The organism is Streptomyces odonnellii (genome assembly GCF_000981895.1).
Lineage (GTDB): Bacteria > Actinomycetota > Actinomycetes > Streptomycetales > Streptomycetaceae > Streptomyces > Streptomyces odonnellii.
Map to the genome: position 1 here is coordinate 74,323 of NZ_LATD01000005.1, position 21,657 is coordinate 95,979.

Here is a 21,657-nt window from a genome sequence, read left to right on the forward strand (position 1 = left end):
GAGGCCCGTACCGCGGCCTCCCACCCGTTACGCGAACGGCGTGAGGAAGTCCTTCGGCTGAAGCGCCCTGCTGACGATCCGGGTGTCGCCGACCCAGCCGTAGAAGCCCTGGCTGAACTTCTCGTCGAACTGGGTCGCGCCGATGACGAAGGGCTTGCCGAGCGTGGCGATGCCCGTCGACGCCTGACTGGGGTTACGGGCGATCTTCGAGCCGTCGACGTACATCACCGTACGGCGGCCGTCGTTGACCACGGCGATGTGCGTCCAGCGCCCGACCGGCAGGGCGTGGCTCCACGAGGTCGGGTCGGCGTCCTGCTGGTGGGCGTAGACGACGAACTGGATGAAACGCTCGGGCGAGATGTTGAGGCTGCACGTCGGCTCGTCGGGCGACCAGCCGGTGGTCTTGCCCGCCTCGCTGTTGCGGCCCTCCCAGCTCAGGATGCCCATCCAGGCGTGGTCGCCCACGAAGGGCTCCGGCAGCTTGATGAACGTCTCGATGGTGTAACCCGAGGTGAATTTGGTGCTGTTGAGAGGCGCGCCGGCGGAGGTGGTGAGAATCGCGCCGCGGTCCGGGGACTTGCCGCCGTCGAAGCGCAGGCTCGCGTGCGCCGGCTGGCCCGTGTGGTGCTCCTCGGACCAGGTGAGGGCGTCGGCGCCGCTGGAGTGCAGCCGACTCACGGTCAGGTCGTTGCCGTTGCCGGTCAGGTCGCGCGCGACCTTTCCGTCGGCGACGGGGGCGCCCGGGGTGCCCGCGTCCCGCAGGCCGGCGGCATCGAAGCGCCAGTACGCGACCGTGCCGCGCGGCATCACCGCGGAGGCCGGACGGGCCGGCGGCGGTACGGCGGGGGCGAAGCCCGCGAACCGGGCGGCGAAGTCGATGTCGAGGCTGAACCGGTCGGTGGGACCGGTCAGTTCGATCGTCTCGGCCTCCAGCGGCGTCCGCTTCTCCGGATTGCGCGCGAGGAACCAGGGCGAGAAGGTCTCGACGTCGATGACCCCGCGGGCGACATCGAAGCCGTACAGCCGGATCATCCCGGCGCCGCCGTAGTAGCGGTCCTGGTAGTTGGTGATGTGGACATGGACATCGTTGCCGGCGGCGTTCTTGAGGACCGTACGGCCCGGAGGCCAGTAGTGGCCGCCCAGCGCGAGGAAGATCTGGTCGTGGTCGCGGATCAGACCGTTCCACAGCCGCTGTCCGTTGCCGGACAGCTCGGCCTTGCCGCTGTCGTCGGACGCGGCGATGTCATGGGTGGTGAGGATCGCGGGCAGGGTGCGGTGCTGGTCGAGGACCGAGCGCGCCCAGCCGAGACCCGCGTCGGAGACCCGCCAGTCCAGGGCGAGGACCAGCCACTCGCGGCCGGCCGCGCGCACGATGTGGAAGCTGTTGTAGCCGTCGGGGGAGGCGCCGCCGAAGGTCGGCATGGCGGCGTAGCGCCGCGGCCCGAACTCCCTGAGATACGCGGAGTCGCCCCGCTGGTCGTCCGCCCCGTTGATGTCGTGGTTGCCCGCCAGCACGCTGTAGGGCACGTGGCCCTTCAGGATGTCGAAGGTGTCGGCGGCGAGTCCGATCTCGTCCTCGGTGCCGTGCTCGGTGACATCACCGAGGTGCGTCATGAAGGCGATGTTGGCCTCCTTGCGCTCGGACACCAGGTAGCGGAAGGTCTCGCGCAGCGGCGCCGGGTCGGCGCTGTCGGCGTCGAAGAGGTACTGCGTGTCCGGCAGTACGGCCAGCGCGAACCGCGGAACCTCGTCGTCGAACCGCCCGCCGTACGGAGCGCTCGCGTCCGCCTGCGCCGGTGAGACATTGAGCAGCGTCGCCGCCGCGCCCGCGGCCGGCACGGCGAGGGCCGCCTGAAGCAGCGCCCGTCTCGCCGGCTTGCCGTTGTTGTCTGCTGTGCCCATCTCGTACTCCTTGTACTGATGAATGCATGTGACACGCGCACTGTCCTGATGGGCCGTGGCGCCGCGATGGCAGAAATCTGAACGGCCGCGGTTCGGCGCACGAATGGAACGGTCGGGGGCGTGACCGGCCAATGTTCGCGAAGTGTTCGGGCGCATGGCGGGCGGATCGCCGGGAGATGTCCGGGAGATCACGGGCAGGACGGGCACACGCGGGAGAACGTACGACGGAGGGCGCCGGGGCGTGCCAGAATTGCGCGCATGGGGGATGTGCGGCTCAAGTTCGACGCCGCGCCCCTCCCCCGCGAACGCGCTCGATAGCAGTCCGTCAGTAGTAACCCGTCTCGCCGTCGAGCAGTTCCCGGATCGCGTCCGCGTGGCCCGCGTGCCTCGCCGTCTCCTCGATCATGTGCAGCAGCATCCATCGCACGCTCGCCGCCGCGGCCTTGAAGTCCGGGTGTCGGCCCACATCGTCCAGGTCGTGGGCCGCGACGAGTTCGTCCGATACCGCGCACTGCCGCTCGTACTCCTCCAGGAGCTGTGCGAGCGGGATGCCCTCGACCATCATGTCGCCGTCCTCGGGCCCCTGGAGCATGGGTCCCTCGGCGGGACGGCCCATCAAAATGACCTCGAACCAGAGGTGCTCGGCCCACCGCATGTGGGAGACCAGTCCGGCCATCGTCATCAGCGGTGAGGAGGGGAGGACGGGGCGGTGCGCGTCCGCTTCGGAGAGCCCTTCGCATTTCCAGTGGATGACCGCGCGCTGCATGTCGAGCCAGCCGAGGAGCTGGGTCCGTTCATCGGCTGTGTACGCGGGGCGCGTACGGGAAGGGGCCATGCGCCCGGACGCTAGCGCAGCTCATGCCCCGAGGCATCCGAGTTTCGGCGCGCGCCGTCGCCGCCGTCCGCGCCGGCCGAGCGGGTCTGGGGCGCGACGGATCAGAATCCCTTCCGGAGCGTCATCAGCAGGTCTCTCGTGCGGCTCGCCGGTTCCGCGTGCGCCACCATCCGGTCCATCGCCTCCATGTGCTCGGCGACCTCGTACTCCTCGTCGAGATAGAGCGCCCCGGTCAGATACTCGATGTAGACCATGTCCGGGACCTCGGGCACATCGAAGCGGAACAGTACGAACGGGCTGTATGTGCCCGGGTGGTGGCCCGCGCCCAGTTCGGCGATCTGGAGTGTCACGTTCGGCAGCTCCGTCGCGTCCAGCAGCCGGTCGATCTGCGCCCGCATCACCGCCGCCGAGCCCACCGGTCTGCGCAGGACGGTCTCGTCCAGGACGGCCCAGTAGGCCGGCGCGTTCGGCCGGGTGAGCAGGGCCTGGCGTCGGCAGCGCAGGGAGACATGGCGTTCTATCCGCTCGGAGTCGGCCGTCCGCCCCAGCGCTCCGGTGGTGAGGACCTGGCGGGCGTAGTCCTCGGTCTGGAGCAGGCCCGGCACGAAGTGCGGTTCGTAGACACGCATGGTCGTGGCGGCCTCTTCGAGGCTGACGTATCCGCTGAACCACTCCGGGAGTATGTCGTGGTAACGCTGCCACCAGCCGGGCTCGTTGGCCTCCTCGGCCAGCCGCAGGAAGACTTCGGCCTCGGGGCCGGCCACTCCGTACGCGGGCAGCAGGATCTGCAGGTAGGGGATTTTCAGGCCGACCTCGGCCGTTTCCATCCGCCGTATGGTGGCCTGGGTGATCCGGAGCAGCTTGCCGGCCTGCTCCCTGCTCAGCCCCGCGTTCTGCCGCAGGGCACGCAACTGTCTGCTGAGGACGAGCTGCCCGATCGTCGGGGCAGATCGCGGCTCGCTCATCTCCCACCCCCGAGCAACACCACTGTTTTCGGGCAGTCTGCCACAGCAACTGCTATGTGGGGATGGCATGTTGATCGTCGAGTTCCAGCCGGATGCCCCAGGTGCCACATCCTTACCAGTCGCCGGTCATCGGCCGGTCAACAGCCGGTCATCGGCCGGTGAACGGCATCGCCTCGGCGACTGGTCAGCCGCTGCCCGGTCGGCGCTCGGTCATTGCTCCGCCGCTGGTCAGCAGGCGGTTCCACGGAAGGCGCGGCGGTATGTGCCCGGGCTGGTGCCGACGACGCGCTTGAAGCGTTCCCGGAAGGCCGTGGGGGAACCGAATCCGGCCTGGGTCGCGATGCGGTCGACGGAGTGGGTGGTGGTTTCGAGGAGGTACTGGGCCCGGCGGATCCGGGCACGGTGGAGCCAGCGCAGGGGTGTGGTGCCGGTCTGCTCGCGGAAGCGCCGGCTGAGGGTACGGCTGCTCATCCGGGCCCGTACGGCGATGTCGTCGAGGGTCAGGTCCTGGTCGGCGTTCTCGTCGAGCCACCGGAGCAGCGGCTCCATGGTGGCTCCGGCGGGGGCGGGCGGCTGGGCGTGCACGATGAACTGGGCCTGGCCGCCCTCGCGTTCGAGCGGCATGACGGAGAGCCGGGCCGTGTCGGCCGCGACCGCGGAGCCGTGGTCCTTGCGGACCATGTGCAGACAGAGGTCGAGTCCCGCGGCGGCTCCGGCCGAGGTGAGGAACTGTCCGTTGTCGACATAGAGCACATCGGGGTCGACATCGATCTGCGGATGGAGTTCCGCCAGCCTGGGGGCGGCCAGCCAGTGGGTGGTGGCGCGCAGTCCGTCGAGGAGGCCGGTGGCGGCGAGTACGAAGGCGCCCGCGCAGATGGAGGCGATACGGGTGCCGTGCGCCGCGGCCTCGCGGAGCGCGTCGAGTACGGCGGCGGGGACGGGAGCGGCGTGCTCCGAGGTGCCCGGGACGATGATCGTGTCCGCCTCGCGCAGCGCGTCGAGGCCGTGCGGGGCGCGCAGGACGAACGGGCCCGCGTCGACCTCGTCCGCCGGGGCGCAGATCACCACGCGGTAGGCGGCGCGGCCGTCGGGCAGCCGGGTGCGGGAGAACACCTCGATGGGGGTGGCCAGGTCGAAGGAGATGACCTGGTCGAGCGCGAGTACGGCCACGGTGTGCATGGCGAGATGCTAAGCCACCGACGGATTACCGCCAGGGCCGCCCCCGAGCTGTGCGGATTCTGCGGTGTGTCCGATTTCATATGTAACAGATGCCGTTCCCGTACGCGGTGGATGCTGTGTGGATGCCGGGCAAACCTCCTGGCGAGAATCCGTTGAATCATGGCACTGATGCCACTACTGACCGGCCGCACCACCGCCTAGCGTCCCCGTCTGTGACGAAATTCCTTCTGACCGTTCATGTCCTGGCCGCGATCGTCGCGATCGGACCGGTCACCGTGGCAGCCAGCATGTTTCCGCCCACCGTCCGCCGCGCGACGGCCGATCCCACCGATCCACAGGCGGTGGCATGGGTACGGCTGCTGCACCGGATCTGCCGTGTCTATGCCGTCATGGGCGCGGCGGTCCCGGTCTTCGGCTTCGCCACCGCGAGCTCGATGGGCGTGCTCGGGGACACCTGGCTGATCGTCTCGATCGTGCTGACCGCCATCGCGGCCGGGGTCCTGGGCGCGCTCGTACTCCCGCGTCAGGAAGCCCTGTTGGCCGGGATCGAAGCGGCAGCCTCTGCCCCGTCCGGAGCGGAGGCACCACAACCGGAGCCCGTACGCCCGGAGTCCGCACAACCCGGGTCCGCACAGCCGAAGCCCGCGCAGTCGACGCCCGCACAACCCGATTCCGCACAACCCGGGTCCGCGCAGCCCGAGTCGCGCCGGGCGACCGCCCGTCTCGCCACGGTCACCGGGATCTTCAATCTCCTCTGGGCCACGGTCACGGTCCTGATGATCGTCCGCCCGGGGTCCACAACAGGTGCCTGATTTACCGTCATTGCCAAGTCATTACATGGCCATGTCATGTCGATGACATGGCCTCAGACCATCTTGTCGAGGGCGCGGGGCCTCCGCGATCGTTCTCCCACAGGCGGGCCACGGAACCATGCGCACCGCCTTGCGCATACTCCCGTATGCGTCCCCCACATTGCGCACGCACCCCGCGCACCTCGATGAGGAGGACCCCTCACCATGGCAAGGATGCGTACCAGCAGGACGCGGATCGCCGCCGCGATCACCGCGGCGGCGGCAGCCGCGGCTCTCGGAGCGGTGTCCGCTCCCGCACAGGCGGCCCCCGCGGTCGGCACCGTCGTCGGCGCCGAGGCCAAGGACGCCGTGGCGGGCAGCTACATCGTCACGCTGAAGAAGACCTCCGGCCTCAAGTCCGCCTCCGCGGCGGGCCGGAGTGTCGTGGCGGAGTACGGCGGCACGGTCGAGCACACGTACACGGCGGCCCTCAACGGCTACGCCGCGGACCTCTCGCCCGAGCAGGCACGGAGACTGGCCGCCGACCCGGCCGTGGACAAGGTCTTCCAGGACCGCGAGGTGCACGCGCTCGCCACCCAGACCAACCCGCCGTCCTGGGGACTGGACCGGATCGACCAGGCCGCGCTCCCGCTGAACCAGCAGTACACGTACCCCGACACGGCCGGCGAGGGCACCACGGTCTACGTCATCGACACCGGAGTCCGTATCACGCACCAGGACTTCGGCGGCCGGGCCGCGTACGGGTACGACGCCGTCGACGGCGACAACACCGCGCAGGACGGCAACGGCCACGGCACGCATGTCGCGGCCAATGTCGCGGGCAACGTCTACGGCGTGGCCAAGAAGGCCAGGATCGTGGGCGTGCGCGTGCTCAACAACGCGGGTTCCGGCACCACGGCACAGGTCGTCGCGGGCATCGACTGGGTGACCCGGAACCACTCGGGTCCCTCCGTCGCGAACATGTCCCTCGGCGGTGGCGCCAACGCCGCGCTGGACACCGCGGTGCAGAACTCCATCAACAGCGGCGTGACCTACGCGGTCGCCGCCGGCAACAACGGGCTCAACGCCCAGAACTACTCGCCGGCCCGGGTCGCCGACGCCATCACCGTAGGCGCGACGACCAGCACGGACGCCCGCGCCAGCTACTCCAACTACGGTGCGCGCGTCGACCTGTTCGCCCCGGGCAGCGCCATCACCAGCGCCTGGAACACCTCGGACACGGCGAGCAGCTCCATCTCGGGCACCTCGATGGCCACGCCTCATGTGGCCGGAGCGGCGGCCGTCTACCTCGCCGGACACCCCGGCTCCACCCCGGCCCAGGTCGCCACGGCCCTGGTGAACGGCGCCACGTCCAATGTGGTCGGCAACCCGGGCAGCGGCTCGCCCAACAAGCTCCTCCGCATAGTCCCGTAACAAGGTCGCAAGCTCACCGCTCCGCGCCCGCCGCCATCCAGGCGGCGGGCGCACCATGTTGTATACCTGAGCGGCCCGGGCTGGGCGGCCCTGACTGGGTAGCCCTGGCTGAGCGGCCCGGGCGGCGGTCACTCGTCCCGGTAGGTCTCCAGCAGCCTCAGCCACACCTCGCTGATCGTCGGATACGACGGAACCGCGTGCCACAGACGGCTGATCGGCACCTCTCCGGCCACCGCGATCGTCGCCGAGTGCAGCAGTTCGCCGACGCCGGGACCGACGAAGGTCACACCGCGCAGGATCTCGCGTTCGACGTCGACGACCATCCGGGCGCGGCCGTGGTAGCCGTCGACATAGAGCGCGGCACCGGACACGTTGCCGATCTCGTAGTCGACCGCGCGCACCCGGTGGCCCGCGCGCTCGGCCTCGGCGAGGCTGAGTCCGACCGCGCCGACCTCCGGGTCGGTGAAGACGACCTGCGGTACGGCGGCGTGGTCGGCGGTGGTGGCGTACGGGCCCCAGGGCGCGGAGACCGGTACGGACGGGTCCTCGGCCCTGGCCGCGATGGCGGCGCCGGCGATCCGTGCCTGGTACTTGCCCTGATGGGTCAGCAGCGCACGGCGGTTGACATCGCCGACCGCGTAGAGCCAGTCGCTGCCCTCGACCAGGCAACTGTCGTCGACCGTCAGCCAGGATCCCGGTTCGAGGCCCACCGACTCCATCCCGATGTCCTCGGTGCGCGGCGCCCGTCCGGTGGCGAACAGCACCTCGTCGGCCTCGATCCGCTCGCCGTCCGTCAGCACCACGGTCACCGGACCGGTGCCGCCCGCGCGCTCGACCGCGGCCAGCGAGACTCCGGTACGGACCGTGGCGCCCGCCTCGGTCAGCGCCTCGACGACCAGCTCACCGGCGAACGCCTCCATCTTGGGCAGCACCCCGGTGCCGCGCACCAGCAGGGTCACCTCCGAGCCGAGCGCCTGCCAGGCGGTGGCCATCTCGACACCCACCACTCCCCCGCCGACGACCACGAGCCGCCCCGGGACGCTCTGCGAGGCCGTCGCCTCGCGGCTGGTCCACGGGTTGGCACCGGCAAGCCCGGGCAGCTCGGGCAGAAGGGCGCGGCTGCCCGTGCAGACGGCGACGGCATGGCGGGCGTTCAGTACCCGCGTCCCGCCGTCGGGAGCGGTGACGACGACCCGCCTCTTGCCGTCCAGGCGGCCATGGCCGCGGTAGAGGTCCGCGCCGATGCCCGTGAGCCAGCCGACCTGGCCGTCGTCCTTCCAGTTCGAGGTGAACTCATTGCGGTGGGCCAGCACTGCCTGCACATCGAGCGGCCCGCTCGCCGCCTGGCGCAGTCCGGCCACCCTGCGTGCCTCGGCGCGCGCGATCACCGGGCGCAGCAGCGCCTTGCTGGGCATACAGGCCCAGTACGAACATTCTCCGCCGACCAGTTCACTCTCGACGATCGCCGTGCTCAGCCCGGCCGCCCTGGTGCGGTCGGCGACATTCTCGCCGACCGGACCCGCGCCCAGCACCACTACGTCGTACTCCGTCGCATCCGTCGCTTGCGTCATGGGGACAGTCTGGTGGGGCGCCCGCCGCATGGCCACATGATCTTCGGGCAGGGGCTCCAGGAATACGCCGCCGTCATCGGCGGTTGTCGCAGGCGGCTTCCCCCTCAGAGTCAGGAAGAGGTACCAGGACATGGCCACTGTGGAACTCACCAAGGAGAACTTCGACCGGACGGTGTCCGAGAACGACTTCATCCTGATCGACTTCTGGGCTTCCTGGTGCGGTCCGTGCCGCCAGTTCGCCCCGGTGTACGAGAAGGCCTCGGAGCGGCACGAGGACCTCGTCTTCGCGAAGGTCGACACGGAGGCGCAGCAGGAGCTGGCCGCCGCCTTCGACATCCGCTCGATCCCCACGCTGATGATCGTCCGTGACAATGTCGCGGTCTTCGCCCAGCCCGGAGCGCTGCCCGAGACGGCGCTGGAGGATGTGATCGGCCAGGCGCGCGCGCTGGACATGGACGAGGTGCGCAAGTCGGTCGCGGAGGCCGAGGCGAAGGCGAAGGGCGCCGAGAGCGCCTGATCCCCGGCGGCCGTCGCCACGGCTGAGTTCAGACGCGTCGGCCCGGTGGCCCGTCGCCACGACGGAACTCAGAAGGGATGGCCCGCCGGTTCGCGTCGTACGGTCGTCCAGCGCAGCTCGGTGAACGCGTCCAGGTTGGCTTCGCCGCCGAAGCGGGCACCCGTGCCCGAGGCGGCGAGGCCTCCGAACGGTGCGACCGCCTCGTCGTTGACCGTCTGGTCGTTGATGTGGGCGATGCCGGTGGGGATACGGTCCGCCAGTTCGAGCCCGAGGGCGGTGTCCGCGGTGACGATGCCGAGTGAGAGCCCGTACGGACCGGCCGCCGCCAGCGCGGCGGCCTCGTCGAGCGTGGCGAAGGACCGTACGGGCGCGACGGGTCCGAAGACCTCCTCGGTGTACGCGGGCGTGTGGTCACCGGCGTCGGCGATCACGGTGGGCCGGTAGAACAGGTCCTGGTGCCGCCCGCCTGCGGCGACCCTGGCCCCGCGGACCGCGCTCGCCTTCACCAGGGCGTCGATCCTGGCGAGTTGGGCCTTGTCGATGACCGGGCCGAGATGGACCTCCTCGCGGTACGGATCGCCGACCGTGAGCGATTCGGCGCGGGCGGCGAGCCGTTCGACGTACTCCTCGTACAGCGAGGCGTGGACGAGATGGCGGCTGGTGGTCATACAGATCTGGCCCTGGTGGAAGAACGATCCCCAGGTAGCCTGACCGACCGCCGCCTCGATGTCCGCGTCGGCGAGCACGACGAGCGCGGAGTTGCCGCCCAGTTCGAGATGGGCGCGCTTGAGGCAGCGGCCCGCGGTCTCTCCGACCGCGCGGCCCGCGCCCGTCGAGCCGGTGAAGGAGATCACCCGTATCCGCTCGTCGGCGACCAGCGCCTGCCCGGCCGCCGCGCCGCCCGGCAGGACGTGCAGCAGCCCTTCCGGCAGGCCCGCCTCGGCGAGGACCGCGGCGAGGGCGAGCCCGCCGCAGACCGCGGTGCGCGGGTCCGGCTTGAGCAGGACGGCGTTGCCGAGCGCCAGGGCCGGTGCGACGGACCGTACGGCGAGGACCAGCGGGACATTGAAGGGCGCGACGACCCCGACGACCCCGGCCGGGACCCGGCGGGTGCAGGAGAATCTGGGCTCCGCGCTGGCCAGCACCTGGCCGGTGGGGCGGGAGGCGAGCGCGGCGGCCTCGTAGCACTCCTGGGCGGCGATGCGCAGTTCGAAGTCCGCTTTGCCGGGCACCGAGCCGGACTCCCGTACCAGCCACTCCCGCAGCTCGTCCGCGTGCGTGGCGAACAGGTCGCCCGCGCGCCGCAGTACGCCGGCCCGGACCGGATACGGGGTCGCGGCCCAGGCCCGTTGCGCGGCCTCCGCGGTCGCGGAGACGGCCGCGATGTCGTCGGGCGACGCGAGCGTGACCGTACCGAGCCTGTCTCCGGTGGCGGGCTCGACGACCGCCGACTCACCTCCGGAGAGCGTGCCGGGCTGCCAGGTCTTCGGGTCGAGCAGGGGCATGGAAGGTCTCCAACGGCGACGACAGACAGGGGCGTTCGCCTGGTGAACTTTGGTTCGCATCAGGCGGGCCCCGAGTGTCTGCCCGTCGCCGACCGCTGTCAACGGTCCTGCCGTTCCTGGGAAGTGGGGAGCGTACGGGCGCGGAGCGGGGTTCCGGACTCAGACGGGGGCGACGGGGAGCACCCGGACGGACAGCCCGTAGTCCAGCTCCTCACCGTCGACGAGCAGCGCCTCCACCGTGAAGGTCTCGGGATCGATGTCCGCGACCATGCCGTGGCCCGCGTACCGCGGATAGCCGGAGGCGCCCGTGTCACCGGTCGCCTCGACGACGGCCGAGCGCAGGGCGTTGCCGGCGGAGGGCGGGCCTTCGGCGCCCTCGGTGAACTCGGCGACGAGGAGGATCTCGAAGCGCTGCGGAACGGTGCGCATGGTTTGACGCTAGCCACCCCGCGGCAGGCGCGCACCTTGTCGTCGGGCGCCGGACGGGCGGACGCGTGCCGTGTCCTCGAACGCCGGACGGGCCGCTCCGGGCCCGCCGGTCAGCACTGCCGGGAGACCCGGGCGCCGGGGTGCGCGGCGGAGGTTCTACCGTCGTGCGCATGACGCGCTTCTCCGACACCGACACCGACGCCGAGCAGGCCGGCCACGACCTGCCGGGCCGTACCGGTCCCGCCGCCACCACCGAGGCCGACCCCCGCGCCGTGGGCCCGGTCCGCACCTCGTACGCGCCCGAGCACGACGGCGACCCCGACCCCGGCGAGATCGTCTGGACGTGGGTGCCGTACGAGGAGAACGACGGGCGGGGCAAGGACCGGCCGGTGCTGGTGGTCGCGCGTGAGGCCGCGGGCACGCTGCTCGCCGTACAGCTCTCCAGCAAGCGGCACGACCACGACCGCGAGTGGGTGCCGATCGGGGTGGGCCCGTGGGACCGCGCGGGCCGCGAGTCCTGGGTGGATGTCGACCGGGTGCTGCGGGTCCACGAGAAGGGGATGCGGCGGGAGGCCTGCGCGCTGGACCGGGGGCGGTTCAATCTGGTGGTGAACCGGCTGCGGGAACGTTACGGCTGGAGCTGACGAAGGCCGGAGCCGACCAGCCGGGGGCCCGGCCGGCCAGGGGTTCGGTCGGCCGCGGCCCCGGCCGACCGCGGACTCGGCCGACCGCGGCCGTTACGCGAACGCCTCGCGGAACGCGCCCAGTGTCGTCGCCCCCGCCGTACGGTCCAGCACCGCGAACACCACCTCGTCGAAGCGGTCCGCGAACCGGCCCTCCCCGGTGAGCAGCGCGTGAAAGGTCCCCGCGACCACCGCGGGATCGTTGCGGAACACCCCGCAGCCCCAGGCGCCCAGCACCAGCCGCCGGTAGCCGCGCTCTGCCGCCGTCTCCAGCACCCGTTCGGCGCGGGCGGCGAGCGCGTCCGGTATCCGGTGCGCCTCGTCGGGCGTGCGCCGGACGATCACACCCGCGTTGGGCGCGGGCGAGGTGAGGAAGCCGACGTGGTACGGGGCCCCGAGGAGGCCGCCCCTGTCGTCCCGGAAGACCGGCACACCCGGTGAGTGGATGACACGGTCGGTGTAGAAGGGGCTGCGGTCGGCGCGGTGGTGGGCGTAGAACTCCGGTACGCGCAGCAGGGTGGTGTAGAGCGCGGAGGCCCGGCAGAGCGCCTCTTCCTGGGCCTGGGCGCCATTGAGATAGCCGCCGCCGGGATTGCGCGCGGACGAGAAGTTCAGCACGGCCACCGCGCCCGGTCCTGCCGTACCGTCGGGCCGTACCGCCGCGTCCGGCGCGTCGGCGGTCAGCCGCCGGGCGGCCTCGAGGCTGCTCTCACCGGTCACCTCGACGGCCGTCCGGTGGCCCGCCGTACGGTCCGCCTCCGTTACGGCCGGAATCGCGACCGGCTCCGGTCCGTACATCCGTGTCCCGTCGAGCGAGGCGTCCAGAGCGGCACGAATCAGCACGTCGCGGCCGTCCGGGGCACGGTATCTCCCCATTCGGACGATCTCCTCGGTTTCTTTCGCGATCCCCCGCAGCCGTGCGCTCATAAGCGAATCCTGGGTGAGCGGTCTCGCACGGGGCAACTGCATTTCTAGCGAAACGATGACGTCAGGGGCACTCTTGTGCGAAGCGGCGACAGGGGCTTTAGGTTGGACGAAGCGCTTCGCCCCGGACCCGGGACGGAGTTCGACAGGAGGATCCGGCCATGCCACCCGAGAGTTTCACCGACGAGGGACCCGTACTCGGCGAGAAAGACGCCGAGGAACTACTGCGCGGTATCTGTTTCAAGACCGGTCCGCCCCGCACCGTAGGGGTGGAACTGGAATGGCTCGTGCACGATCTGCACTCCCCCGAACGACCCGTCCCCGCCCGTCGGCTCAGCGAAGCCTTCGACGGACTGCGGACCCTCCGCCTCCGATCGGCGCTCACCTTCGAACCCGGCGGCCAGCTCGAACTCAGCTCGGCGCCCGCCGCGTCGCTGATGGAGTGCATCACCTCCACCGCCGCGGATCTGGCCCTCGTACGCGCGGCGCTCCGTACGGCGGGACTCACCCTCGCGGGTCTCGGTCAGGACCCCTGGCACTCTCCCGGCCGTCTGCTGCGCGAGCCGCGCTATGACGCGATGGAGACCTATCTCGACCGGATCGGTCCGGCCGGCCGCGCCATGATGCGGTCCACCGCCTCCATCCAGGTCTGTCTCGACGCGGGCCACGAGGAGCCGGGGCCTCTCGGCTACGGCCGGCGCTGGCAGCTCGCCCATCTGCTGGGAGCGGTGCTGGTCGCCGCGTTCGCCAACTCACCGATGCGGGAGCGCAGACCGACCGGCTGGCGCTCGAACCGGCAGGCGCTGTGGGCGCAGCTCGACCCGCCCCGTACGTCGGCGCCGTCCTCGCGGTACGAGCCACGGGCCGGCTGGGCCGCGCACGCCCTGGACGCGCCGGTGATGTGCATCCGGGCGCCCAAGGGGCCCTGGGCGGTGCCCGACGGGCTGACCTTCCGCGACTGGATCCGGTCCGGGCTACCGCGCCCGCCGGTCCGCGCCGATCTCGACTACCACCTCACGACGCTCTTTCCGCCGGTCAGGCCGCGTGGCCATCTTGAGCTGCGGATGATCGACGCGCAGCCCGGGGAGGACGGCTGGATGGTGCCGCTCGCGGTCACCACCGCGCTGTTCGACGATCCCGAGGCGTCGGAGACCGTCTACCGGACCGTCAAAGCGCTGGCGGAGACGGCGGGTTCACTGCCCGCGCCGCGCAATCTGCTCTGGGTCAACGCCGCGCGGCACGGACTGGCCGACCCCGAGCTGCACATCGCCGCGATGGCCTGCTTCGCCGTCGCCCAGGAAGCACTTCCGCGCATCGGTGCCACTCCGGCCGTACAGGAAGCCGTCGCCGCTTTCAACGACCGTTATGTCGTGCCGGGCCGCTGCCCCGCCGACGAGCTGCGCGTCTCACTGAACGGAAAGGATCCAGGACATGACCACCGACTCCACGGACACTGCTGAGACAAACGGCACGGGAACGGGCACCGGCGGGACGGGCGCGGCCGCGACGAGCCCCACGGGCACGGGCGCCGCCGGGATACCGGCCGAACAGTTGCGCAGCCTGGCCGTGGACGCGCTGACCACGGCCCGGGACCGTACCGCGCTGCTCACCTCGTGCGTCGACGACCACGATCTGACCGCGCAGCACTCCCCGCTGATGTCCCCCCTGGTCTGGGACCTGGCGCACATCGGCAACCAGGAGGAGCAGTGGCTGCTGCGGACCGTCGCGGGCCGTGCGGCGATCCGCCCCGAGATCGACTCGGTCTACGACGCCTTCGAGCATCCCCGCTCGGTGCGGCCCACCCTGCCGCTGCTGGCGCCCGCCGAGGCACGGGCGTACGCGTCGGACGTACGGGGCCGGGTCCTGGACGTCATCGAGCGCACCCCGCTGCACGGTGCCCCGCTGCTGGACGCGGGCTTCGCCTTCGGCATGATCGCCCAGCACGAGCAGCAGCACGACGAGACCATGCTCATCACCCATCAACTGCGCAGGGGACCGGCCGCGCTGACCGCGCCCCCGCCGCCCGCCGGCGACACGGCGGGGCTGCCCGCCGAAGTGCTCGTACCGGCCGGTCCGTTCACCATGGGCACCTCCACCGAGCCCTGGTCGCTGGACAATGAGCGCCCGGCGCATCAGCGGCTCGTGCCCGCGTTCCTCATCGACACCGTGCCGGTGACCAATGGCGCCTATCTGCATTTCATCGAGGACGGCGGCTATACGGACGAGCGCTGGTGGGCCCCGGAGGGATGGGCGCAGATCCGCGAACACGGCATCGGCGCCCCGCTGTTCTGGCGGCGCGAGGGCGGGCAGTGGCTGCGCCGCCGCTTCGGCGTGGTGGAGCCGGTGCCGCCGGCCGAGCCGGTGCTCCATGTGAGCTGGTACGAGGCCGACGCGTACGCCAGGTGGGCGGGGCGGCGGCTGCCGAGCGAGGAGGAGTGGGAGAAGGCCGCCCGGCACGATCCGGACTCCGGGCGGTCGCTGCGGTATCCCTGGGGCGACGAGGACGCCACCCCGGAGCGGGCCAACCTCGGCCAGCGCCATCTTCAGCCCGCCCCGGCGGGCAGCTATCCGCGGGGCGCCTCGCCGCTGGGGGTACGGCAGTTGATCGGTGATGTGTGGGAGTGGACGTCGAGCGACTTCCTGCCGTATCCGGGCTTCGCCGCCTTCCCGTACCGCGAGTACTCGGAGGTGTTCTTCGGCAGCGCCCACAAGGTGCTGCGCGGCGGTTCGTTCGCGGTGGACCCGGTGGCCTGCCGGGGCACCTTCCGCAACTGGGACCTGCCGGTCCGGCGCCAGATCTTCTCCGGTTTCCGCACCGCCCGTACCGCCCCCGCCGGGGAGTCCTGATGTGCCGTCAGATCGCTTATCTGGGACCGCCGGTGGCGCTCGGCGAGGTGCTGCTCGCGCCTCCGCACGCGCTCCACCGGCAGTCCTGGGCGCCGCGGTGCCAGCGGCACGGGACGGTCAACGCCGACGGTTTCGGGGTCGGCTGGTACGCCGAGGGCGATCCGGTACCGGCCCGCTACCGGCGTGCCCTGCCCATCTGGGCCGACCTCGGATTCACCGATCTGGCCCGGGTCGTCCGCAGCGGCGCCCTGCTCGCCGCGGTGCGTGACGCGACGGTGGCGGGAGCCGACGGCGAGGCGGCGGCGGCGCCGTTCGCCGCCGGGCCCTGGCTGTTCGGGCACAACGGCTCCATAGACGGCTGGCCCGCGAGCGTCGCGGCCCCCGCCGCGACACTGCCCGCCGAGGAACTGCTCGCCCTCCCGGCCCGCAGCGACTCCGCGCTGCTGTGGGCGCTGCTGCTGCACCGGCTGCGGGCCGGGGACGAACCGGGCCAGGCGCTCAGCGACACCGTTCTCGACATCGCCACGGCCGCGCCCGCCTCCCGGCTCAATCTGCTGCTGACCGACGGCGCCCGGATCGCGGCGACCGCCTGGGGCGACTCGCTCTGGTACCTCACCGGTCCCGGCGAGCGCACGGTGGTGGCGTCCGAGCCGTACGACGACGATCCGCGCTGGCACGAGGTCCCCGACCGCACGCTGCTCGTGGCGACCCGCGCCGATGTTCTGCTCTCCCCTCTCAAGGAGCCACCCGCGTGACCCCGTACGACATCACCCGCACCCTGCCCGAGGACGCCACCGGCGCCGCGCTGCGCGCCGATGTGCTCCAGGGGCTGACCCGTACCCCCAAGACCCTGCCGCCCAAGTGGTTCTACGACGCCCGGGGCAGCGAACTGTTCGAGGAGATCACCCGGCTCCCCGAGTACTATCCGACCCGCGCCGAGCGGGAGATCCTGCTGGCGCGCGGGCCCGCGATCGCGGCGGCGACCGGGGCGCGCACCCTGATCGAGCTGGGGTCGGGATCGTCCGACAAGACCCGTCATCTGCTCGACGCGCTGACCTCGCTCCAGGTGTATGTGCCGGTCGATGTGAGCGAGAGCGCGCTGGCCGGGGCCGCGGAGGCGCTGCTCGGCGAGCGGCCGGGGCTCCGGGTGCACGCCCTGATCGCCGACTTCACCGGCGGGCTCGCCCTGCCCGCCACCCCCGGTCCCCGGCTGGTCGCGTTCCTGGGCGGCACGATCGGCAATCTGCTGCCCGCCGAGCGCGCGGTGTTCCTGGCGTCGGTCCGGGCGCTGCTGGCGCCCGGTGACGCGCTGCTGCTCGGTACGGACCTGGTCAAGGACGAGTCCGTCCTGGTCAGGGCGTACGACGACACGGCCGGGGTGACGGCCGCGTTCAACAGGAACGTCCTCTCCGTCATCGACCGGGAACTGGGGGCCGACTTCGATCCGCGCGACTTCGACCATGTGGCGCTCTGGGACGCGGAGCACGAGTGGATCGAGATGCGGCTGAGGGCGCGCCGGGCCCTCACCGTGAAGATCCCCGAACTGAATCTGGTGACGCACTTCGAGGCCGGTGAGGAGGTACGGACGGAGATCTCGGCGAAGTTCCGTCAGGACGGGATCCGCGCCGAGCTCTCCGCCGCCGGGCTGGAACTGGCGCACTGGTGGACCGACGAGGCGGGCCGCTTCGCGCTGTCGCTCGCGACAGCGGTCTGAGCGGGGACGGTCTGAGCGGCCGCGGTCTGCGCGGCTGCGGCGGCCCGGACGGGAACGGCCGGAGCCTGGGCGGTCGGCGCTGAAGCGGCCGGAGCTGTGACGCTCCGGCCGCGGGCGCGCCGGCCTCCGGTGCGCCTGCCGCCGGTGCGCCTGCTGGTCATGCGCAAGCCGACCGTGCCCCGGGAAGCCGTGTCGGCCGTGTCCCGGGGAGCCGCGTCGGGCGTGACGACCCCGTCCGGCGCGATCGCGAGCCTGGCCGCCAGCGACAGCGCGCGGCGGTCGGGGTGCCGGCCCGCGGGGATCACCGGCAGGACCGCGATCTCCGCCGTCAGCCCCTGCGCCTTCACCACCCGCCACAGCGAGGTCCCCAGCGAGTCCTCTCCCACAAAGGCCGGCGCGCCGGACGGCTCCCCGTCGGGACCGCGGTAGGTCAGCCGTACGGGCCGGACATCGGCGTCCGCGTCCATGGCGGCCTGGAAGACGGCCGTGGTGAACCGGCCGTGGTCCTTGCCGCACCATGTGCAGGCCTCGGGGAAGACGACGACCCGTGAGCCCTCGTCCATGGCGGTGGCCAGGGTGCGTACGGTGTCGGGCAGTGCCCGCAGCCGCTCGCGCTCGACGAAGATCGTGCCGCCCAGGGTCGCCATCGCGCCCATCACCGGCCAGCCCCGGATCTCGCTCTTGGCCAGCATCCGCCCGGGGAAGACGGCGGCGAGCAGCGGTATGTCCAGCCAGGAGATGTGGTTGGAGACGACGAGCATCCCGGTGCCGCGCGGCGGCGCGGGTTCGCCCGCGACCCGGACGCGCAGACCGAAGGCCCGGATCAGGGTGCGGGCCCAGATCCGGGTCAGCCGGTCCCGGTGCGCGCCGCTGAACAGGGAGACCAGCGGGGTGAGCACCACCCCGGCCAGGACGATGGGGATTCCCACTGCCAGCCGGCCGATCGCGGTGAGCATGCCGACGGCGGGGCCGTTGTGGGTGGCGCAGCCCTGCGGGGTGCAGGGCGCGACGGGCAGCCAGGCGCTCATGCCGACGGTACGGACGGTACGAGGGAAAGGAAGTGCCGCAGGTAGCGCGGGTTGGTACGGCGCATCGAGAGCAGCACGTACAGGTCGGCGCAGTCGAAGTCCGGGTCGTGCGCGGGCGCGCCGCACACCCAGGCGCCGAGCCGCAGATAGCCGCGCAGCAGCGGCGGCAGGTCGGCGGCGGAGCCGGGCGCGGCCTCGGTCTCCGGAGTCCAGAGCCGGTGCGGGGTGACCCAGTACTCCTCGGGCGCGAGGTTCTTGTTCTTGACGGTGGCCCAGGTGGTGGCCGCCAGGGCGCCGCCGTCCGCGAGCGGGATGGAGCAGCAGCCCGCCAGCCAGTTGTGGCCGCTGTTGGTCATGTAGCGGGCGAGTCCGGCCCAGATCAGGGCGATGACACCGCCGGTGCGGTGCAGCGGGTGGACACAGGAACGGCCGACCTCGACGAGGTCGTCCCGGATCGGGCCGAGCCGGGACAGGTCGAACTCGCTGTCGGAGTAGATCCGGCCCGCCTCCCTGGCCCGGTCCGGCGGCAGCAGTCGGTAGGTTCCGACGACCTCGCCGGTGGTCTCCTCCCGTACCAGCAGGTGGTCGCAGTAGGCGTCGAAGGCGTCGACGTCCAGACCGGGCTCCGGTCCTTCGATGCGGGCGCCCAGCTCCCCGGCGAAGACCAGGTGGCGCAGCCGCTGCGCGGCCCGTACGTCCTCCTGGTTGCGCGCGAGGGAGACCACATAGCGCGTCTCGGCGTCGGCGGGAGCGGATGTGCCGACGGGCGACGGTGCGGTCGTGAGCGGAGCGGGTGCGATGGCGGACATGGCTGTCTCCTGTGCCGGTGGGGAAGGCGGCTGCGGGGGCCCGACGCTGGCGCGAAGGGCCCGGCACCTTGTTTCTTCCGTGACCGGCTGGATTTGACATGACCACACGGCGGAGAGCGGATGTGGGACGGTTGAATGCCGGGGACCGGAGCGGGTGACGGATTCACCGGCACGTAACCTTGCCATGACTCTCCGTGACGTTCGGGCGCGGTCGAGCGCCCTCCGAGCCCTTACCGTCACCGGTGGTTCAGCCCGAGACGAGTTCGGCGGTGATGCGCTCCGAGGCTTCCTTCGCGGACGCCTCGGGGTCCGCGCCTTCGAGGACGGCCGTCATATAGGGCTTGATCGGGTTGTCGGCCTCGACGCTCGCCCACTGCGGGGAGTTGGGGGTGGCCCGGCCCCCGGCGGCCCCCTCGGCCATCGCCGCGGTCCCCTCGTCACCGCGGATGACACGGGCGAGTGTCACCTTGTTCGGCACGTAGCTCATGGTCCTGGCGAGATCCGTCTGCCACTTCTCGCCCGCCAGCGCCTTCACCACGTCGACGGCTGCCGAGTGGTGGCTGGAGTTCTTCGGGACGATCAGATCGGAGCCGCCGGTGAAGACCGCGCCCGGCTTGTCCGCCGACTTGCCCGGGATGGGGAAGAAGCCGAGTTTGCCCTTCAGCTCCGGGTTCTTCTCCTCGATGAGCCGTGCCGAGCTGGGGGTGGAGATGATCTGCGCGACATCGCCCCCGGCGAAGACGTCCGCCTGCGGGGGCTTGGCCTCGTCGGAGTTCGTGGGGCCGTCGCCCAGCGCCTGGAGGTCCTTGTAGAAGGACATGCCTCTGAGCGCCGCGGGCGAGTCGACCGCGCCCTGCCAGTCGCCGCCGGTCTCGACGGCCAGTTCGCCGCCCTCGTCCCAGATGAACCCGGCGAGGGTGTACCAGTCCTGGCCGGCGAGATAAATGCCCTGGTTGCTGCCGCGGTTCAGCCTCTCGGTGTCGGCCAGCCAGTCGTCGCGGGTCTTGGGCGGCTCCTCGATCCCGGCGAGCGCGAAGAGTTCCGTGTTGTAGATGACGACCCGGTTGGCCGCGTACCACGGGACACCGAACTGCGCGCCGTTGATCTGGCCCGGCTGGGCGAGGCCGGGCAGCCATGCCTCGCTGCCGAGGTCCCGTACGGACTCCAGGGTGAGGTCGCGCAGATTCCCGCTCTCCGCGTACTGGGCGACCTGGGTGTTGCCGACCTCGATGACATCCGGCGCGTCCTGGCTGTCCAGCGCGGCCAGCACCTTCTCGCCGATCCCGGTCCACTCCTGGATCTTGATGTCCAGTTCGACGGAGGGGTGTTCGTCCTCGTAGTCGCGCACAAAGCGTTCGAGGAAGTCGTCGGAGACGCTGTCCTTCATCAGCCAGACGGTGACCGTGGTGGAGCCGCCCCCACCTGGCATCACTCCACAGCCGCCGAGCACGACGGAGGAGACAACTGCCACGGAACAGGCGAGACATCGGTTCTTCACGTAGGTCAACCTTCTGGCGTGACGGCACGAAGAGAGGGCCCGACGTGGGGGGATGCGAACGGTGTTCGCACGGGTGTGTGGGATTTTGGTATGGACCAAGAGGAGGGTCAAGTCCCCGAGGAGGACGGAGGGGAACGGCCGCCTGAACGGCGCCCGTTCCCCCGATGCCGGCTGCTCCGGCGCCGTGATGTCAGCTCGCGGGCACCGTGTCCTCGAAGGCGGTGCCGGCCTTCCGGTAGGCGTTCACCTTCGCGGCGACCTGTGCGGGGGTCAGCACCTGGTCCTTGACGTGCAGGACGTAGTCGACCTTCTGGTCGTACGCCCGCGGTGTGGTGCTGGTCTGGCCCGCCAGGTCGATCAGCCACTGGTTGAAGTTGATCGACATGGGCCGCTCGGGCAGATAGCGGGCGTCATGCGTGCCGAAGGTCTGGCCGTCGACGTAGTAGGTGATGGCGTTGTTGTCGATGGTGACCACGAGATCGTGCCAGCCGGCGTAGCTGACCCGGGACTCGGAGTGCTGGTTGACGGCCTCCCAGGGATCGGGCCGGTAGGTCTCCCAGGAGGTGGTGTAGAGGATGTTGGCGGGCTCGCCCCAGCCGCCGTTGGGCAGATACTCGAAGTCGTACTCGGCGTAGTCGTCGGCCATCGGGGCCTTGAGGTCGTTGATGGTGAAGAAGGTCTGGACGAGACGGTCCCCGTCCGGGCCTGACTTGGGGGTGTCGGAGAACCGCACCCGCGCCGCGTAGGTGCCGTTCTTGAACTTCGTCGCCCTGGTGAGGACTTCGGTCTGCTCGGTCGTCCCGCTCGTACCGGCGGTCGAAGTCTCCAGGTTCATCAGCGAGTTGGTCCCCTCCTTGGCGAAGGTGACGTTCTCGGGCGCCCAGGTGGCGCCCGGCACCCCGGGTCCGCCGGAGTTGGCGCGCACGCTCCAGCCGTGGGAGGCGAGCGCCGGATCGGTGTACGAGGTGTAGTCGAAGTCGTCGAAGAGCGCGGCCCCTCCGGTGGGCGGGTCGGTCGGGGGATCGG

General features: G+C 71.3%; 20 protein-coding genes. 8 read left to right on the forward strand and 12 right to left on the reverse strand.

Annotated elements, in window-relative coordinates:
• Positions 1 to 27: 27 nt before the first annotated feature.
• From WH07_RS00940 to WH07_RS00955, 4 genes are all read right to left on the reverse strand, one after another.
• Positions 28 to 1,902, reverse strand: a complete 1,875-nt coding sequence (locus WH07_RS00940; protein WP_046494229.1) for a LamG-like jellyroll fold domain-containing protein — start codon at positions 1,900 to 1,902, stop codon at positions 28 to 30.
• A gap of 325 nt (positions 1,903 to 2,227) precedes the next feature.
• Positions 2,228 to 2,737 carry a DinB family protein gene (locus WH07_RS00945; protein ID WP_046494230.1) on the reverse strand — a complete coding sequence of 170 codons (510 nt, stop codon included), beginning with the start codon at positions 2,735 to 2,737 and terminating at the stop codon, positions 2,228 to 2,230.
• 101 nt (positions 2,738 to 2,838) lie between these two features.
• Positions 2,839 to 3,702 carry a helix-turn-helix domain-containing protein gene (locus tag WH07_RS00950; RefSeq protein ID WP_046494231.1) on the reverse strand — a complete coding sequence of 288 codons (864 nt, stop codon included), beginning with the start codon at positions 3,700 to 3,702 and terminating at the stop codon, positions 2,839 to 2,841.
• Positions 3,703 to 3,930: 228 nt separating this feature from the next.
• A complete protein-coding gene (locus WH07_RS00955; protein ID WP_046494232.1) occupies positions 3,931 to 4,881 on the reverse strand; it encodes a GlxA family transcriptional regulator in 951 nt (316 codons plus the stop codon).
• Positions 4,882 to 5,093: 212 nt separating this feature from the next.
• On the opposite strand from WH07_RS00955, the gene WH07_RS00960 reads away from it, so the two are divergent.
• Both WH07_RS00960 and WH07_RS00965 read left to right on the forward strand, forming a co-directional pair.
• Positions 5,094 to 5,693: a hypothetical protein gene (locus WH07_RS00960; protein WP_046494233.1), complete on the forward strand. Its 600-nt coding sequence runs from the start codon at positions 5,094 to 5,096 to the stop codon at positions 5,691 to 5,693.
• A gap of 204 nt (positions 5,694 to 5,897) precedes the next feature.
• The gene (locus tag WH07_RS00965) at positions 5,898 to 7,106 is read left to right on the forward strand and encodes a S8 family peptidase (RefSeq protein WP_046494234.1); all 1,209 of its coding nucleotides are present in this window, start codon (positions 5,898 to 5,900) and stop codon (positions 7,104 to 7,106) included.
• 128 nt (positions 7,107 to 7,234) lie between these two features.
• Here the strand turns inward: WH07_RS00965 and WH07_RS00970 are convergent, their stop codons facing one another.
• Positions 7,235 to 8,677 (reverse strand): dihydrolipoyl dehydrogenase family protein, encoded by a 1,443-nt coding sequence (locus WH07_RS00970; protein WP_079022853.1) that lies wholly within the window; start codon positions 8,675 to 8,677, stop codon positions 7,235 to 7,237.
• A 130-nt stretch (positions 8,678 to 8,807) separates the two neighbouring features.
• Here WH07_RS00970 and trxA point away from each other — a divergent pair, with 130 nt between their 5' ends.
• Positions 8,808 to 9,194, forward strand: a complete 387-nt coding sequence (trxA, locus tag WH07_RS00975) for a thioredoxin (protein WP_046494236.1) — start codon at positions 8,808 to 8,810, stop codon at positions 9,192 to 9,194.
• 68 nt (positions 9,195 to 9,262) lie between these two features.
• Here trxA and WH07_RS00980 read toward each other — a convergent pair whose 3' ends face one another.
• Positions 9,263 to 10,699: an aldehyde dehydrogenase family protein gene (locus tag WH07_RS00980; protein ID WP_046494237.1), complete on the reverse strand. Its 1,437-nt coding sequence runs from the start codon at positions 10,697 to 10,699 to the stop codon at positions 9,263 to 9,265.
• Positions 10,700 to 10,858: 159 nt separating this feature from the next.
• On the reverse strand, positions 10,859 to 11,128 hold the full coding sequence (locus tag WH07_RS00985) for a hypothetical protein (protein WP_046494238.1): 270 nt from the start codon (positions 11,126 to 11,128) through the stop codon (positions 10,859 to 10,861).
• 170 nt (positions 11,129 to 11,298) lie between these two features.
• On the opposite strand from WH07_RS00985, the gene WH07_RS00990 reads away from it, so the two are divergent.
• Positions 11,299 to 11,772: a type II toxin-antitoxin system PemK/MazF family toxin gene (locus WH07_RS00990; RefSeq protein WP_046494239.1), complete on the forward strand. Its 474-nt coding sequence runs from the start codon at positions 11,299 to 11,301 to the stop codon at positions 11,770 to 11,772.
• Between the two features lie 93 nt (positions 11,773 to 11,865).
• Here the strand turns inward: WH07_RS00990 and WH07_RS00995 are convergent, their stop codons facing one another.
• Entirely contained in the window at positions 11,866 to 12,738 is an 873-nt protein-coding gene (locus tag WH07_RS00995; RefSeq protein WP_046494240.1) for a TIGR02452 family protein, read from the reverse strand.
• Between the two features lie 158 nt (positions 12,739 to 12,896).
• Between WH07_RS00995 and egtA the strand changes: the two genes are divergently transcribed.
• Genes egtA through egtD form a run of 4 tightly spaced genes read left to right on the forward strand, consistent with a single transcriptional unit; the run spans position 12,897 to position 17,296 of the window.
• Positions 12,897 to 14,195: an ergothioneine biosynthesis glutamate--cysteine ligase EgtA gene (egtA, locus tag WH07_RS01000; RefSeq protein WP_046494241.1), complete on the forward strand. Its 1,299-nt coding sequence runs from the start codon at positions 12,897 to 12,899 to the stop codon at positions 14,193 to 14,195.
• Positions 14,167 to 15,582 (forward strand): ergothioneine biosynthesis protein EgtB, encoded by a 1,416-nt coding sequence (gene egtB / locus WH07_RS01005; RefSeq protein WP_079022849.1) that lies wholly within the window; start codon positions 14,167 to 14,169, stop codon positions 15,580 to 15,582. The genes egtA and egtB overlap by 29 nt, the downstream gene beginning before the upstream one ends.
• Positions 15,582 to 16,337, forward strand: a complete 756-nt coding sequence (gene egtC, locus WH07_RS01010) for an ergothioneine biosynthesis protein EgtC (RefSeq protein WP_046494242.1) — start codon at positions 15,582 to 15,584, stop codon at positions 16,335 to 16,337. Before egtB ends, egtC begins: the two co-directional genes overlap by 1 nt.
• A complete protein-coding gene (gene egtD, locus WH07_RS01015; protein WP_046494243.1) occupies positions 16,334 to 17,296 on the forward strand; it encodes an L-histidine N(alpha)-methyltransferase in 963 nt (320 codons plus the stop codon). Before egtC ends, egtD begins: the two co-directional genes overlap by 4 nt.
• On the opposite strand, the gene WH07_RS01020 is transcribed toward egtD, so the two are convergent.
• From WH07_RS01020 to WH07_RS01035, 4 genes are all read right to left on the reverse strand, one after another.
• Positions 17,191 to 18,324, reverse strand: a complete 1,134-nt coding sequence (locus WH07_RS01020; RefSeq protein ID WP_046494244.1) for a lysophospholipid acyltransferase family protein — start codon at positions 18,322 to 18,324, stop codon at positions 17,191 to 17,193. The two genes, egtD and WH07_RS01020, sit on opposite strands and share 106 nt — an antisense overlap.
• The gene (locus tag WH07_RS01025; protein ID WP_046494245.1) at positions 18,321 to 19,133 is read right to left on the reverse strand and encodes a GNAT family N-acetyltransferase; all 813 of its coding nucleotides are present in this window, start codon (positions 19,131 to 19,133) and stop codon (positions 18,321 to 18,323) included. The genes WH07_RS01020 and WH07_RS01025 overlap by 4 nt, the downstream gene beginning before the upstream one ends.
• 247 nt (positions 19,134 to 19,380) lie before the next feature.
• Complete coding sequence (locus WH07_RS01030) at positions 19,381 to 20,631, reverse strand: extracellular solute-binding protein (protein ID WP_046494247.1); 1,251 nt, start codon at positions 20,629 to 20,631, stop codon at positions 19,381 to 19,383.
• A 190-nt stretch (positions 20,632 to 20,821) separates the two neighbouring features.
• On the reverse strand, positions 20,822 to 21,657 hold an 836-nt coding region (locus WH07_RS01035; protein ID WP_046494248.1), incomplete at its 5' end, for a glycoside hydrolase family 16 protein.

Excerpts from the sequence above, each read along its gene's own strand:
- WH07_RS01025 (WP_046494245.1), bottom strand. The coding sequence starts at position 19,133 with ATGTCCGCCATCGCACCCGCTCCGCTCACGACCGCACCGTCGCCCGTC.
- WH07_RS00940 (WP_046494229.1), bottom strand. The coding sequence starts at position 1,902 with ATGGGCACAGCAGACAACAACGGCAAGCCGGCGAGACGGGCGCTGCTT.
- WH07_RS01020 (WP_046494244.1), bottom strand. The coding sequence starts at position 18,324 with ATGAGCGCCTGGCTGCCCGTCGCGCCCTGCACCCCGCAGGGCTGCGCC.
- WH07_RS00970 (WP_079022853.1), bottom strand. The coding sequence starts at position 8,677 with ATGACGCAAGCGACGGATGCGACGGAGTACGACGTAGTGGTGCTGGGC.
- trxA (WP_046494236.1), top strand. The coding sequence starts at position 8,808 with ATGGCCACTGTGGAACTCACCAAGGAGAACTTCGACCGGACGGTGTCC.
- WH07_RS00995 (WP_046494240.1), bottom strand. The coding sequence starts at position 12,738 with ATGAGCGCACGGCTGCGGGGGATCGCGAAAGAAACCGAGGAGATCGTC.
- WH07_RS00955 (WP_046494232.1), bottom strand. The coding sequence starts at position 4,881 with ATGCACACCGTGGCCGTACTCGCGCTCGACCAGGTCATCTCCTTCGAC.
- egtC (WP_046494242.1), top strand. The coding sequence starts at position 15,582 with ATGTGCCGTCAGATCGCTTATCTGGGACCGCCGGTGGCGCTCGGCGAG.
- WH07_RS00965 (WP_046494234.1), top strand. The coding sequence starts at position 5,898 with ATGGCAAGGATGCGTACCAGCAGGACGCGGATCGCCGCCGCGATCACC.
- WH07_RS00985 (WP_046494238.1), bottom strand. The coding sequence starts at position 11,128 with ATGCGCACCGTTCCGCAGCGCTTCGAGATCCTCCTCGTCGCCGAGTTC.
- egtB (WP_079022849.1), top strand. The coding sequence starts at position 14,167 with ATGACCACCGACTCCACGGACACTGCTGAGACAAACGGCACGGGAACG.
- WH07_RS00990 (WP_046494239.1), top strand. The coding sequence starts at position 11,299 with ATGACGCGCTTCTCCGACACCGACACCGACGCCGAGCAGGCCGGCCAC.
- WH07_RS00945 (WP_046494230.1), bottom strand. The coding sequence starts at position 2,737 with ATGGCCCCTTCCCGTACGCGCCCCGCGTACACAGCCGATGAACGGACC.
- egtA (WP_046494241.1), top strand. The coding sequence starts at position 12,897 with ATGCCACCCGAGAGTTTCACCGACGAGGGACCCGTACTCGGCGAGAAA.
- WH07_RS00980 (WP_046494237.1), bottom strand. The coding sequence starts at position 10,699 with ATGCCCCTGCTCGACCCGAAGACCTGGCAGCCCGGCACGCTCTCCGGA.
- WH07_RS00950 (WP_046494231.1), bottom strand. The coding sequence starts at position 3,702 with ATGAGCGAGCCGCGATCTGCCCCGACGATCGGGCAGCTCGTCCTCAGC.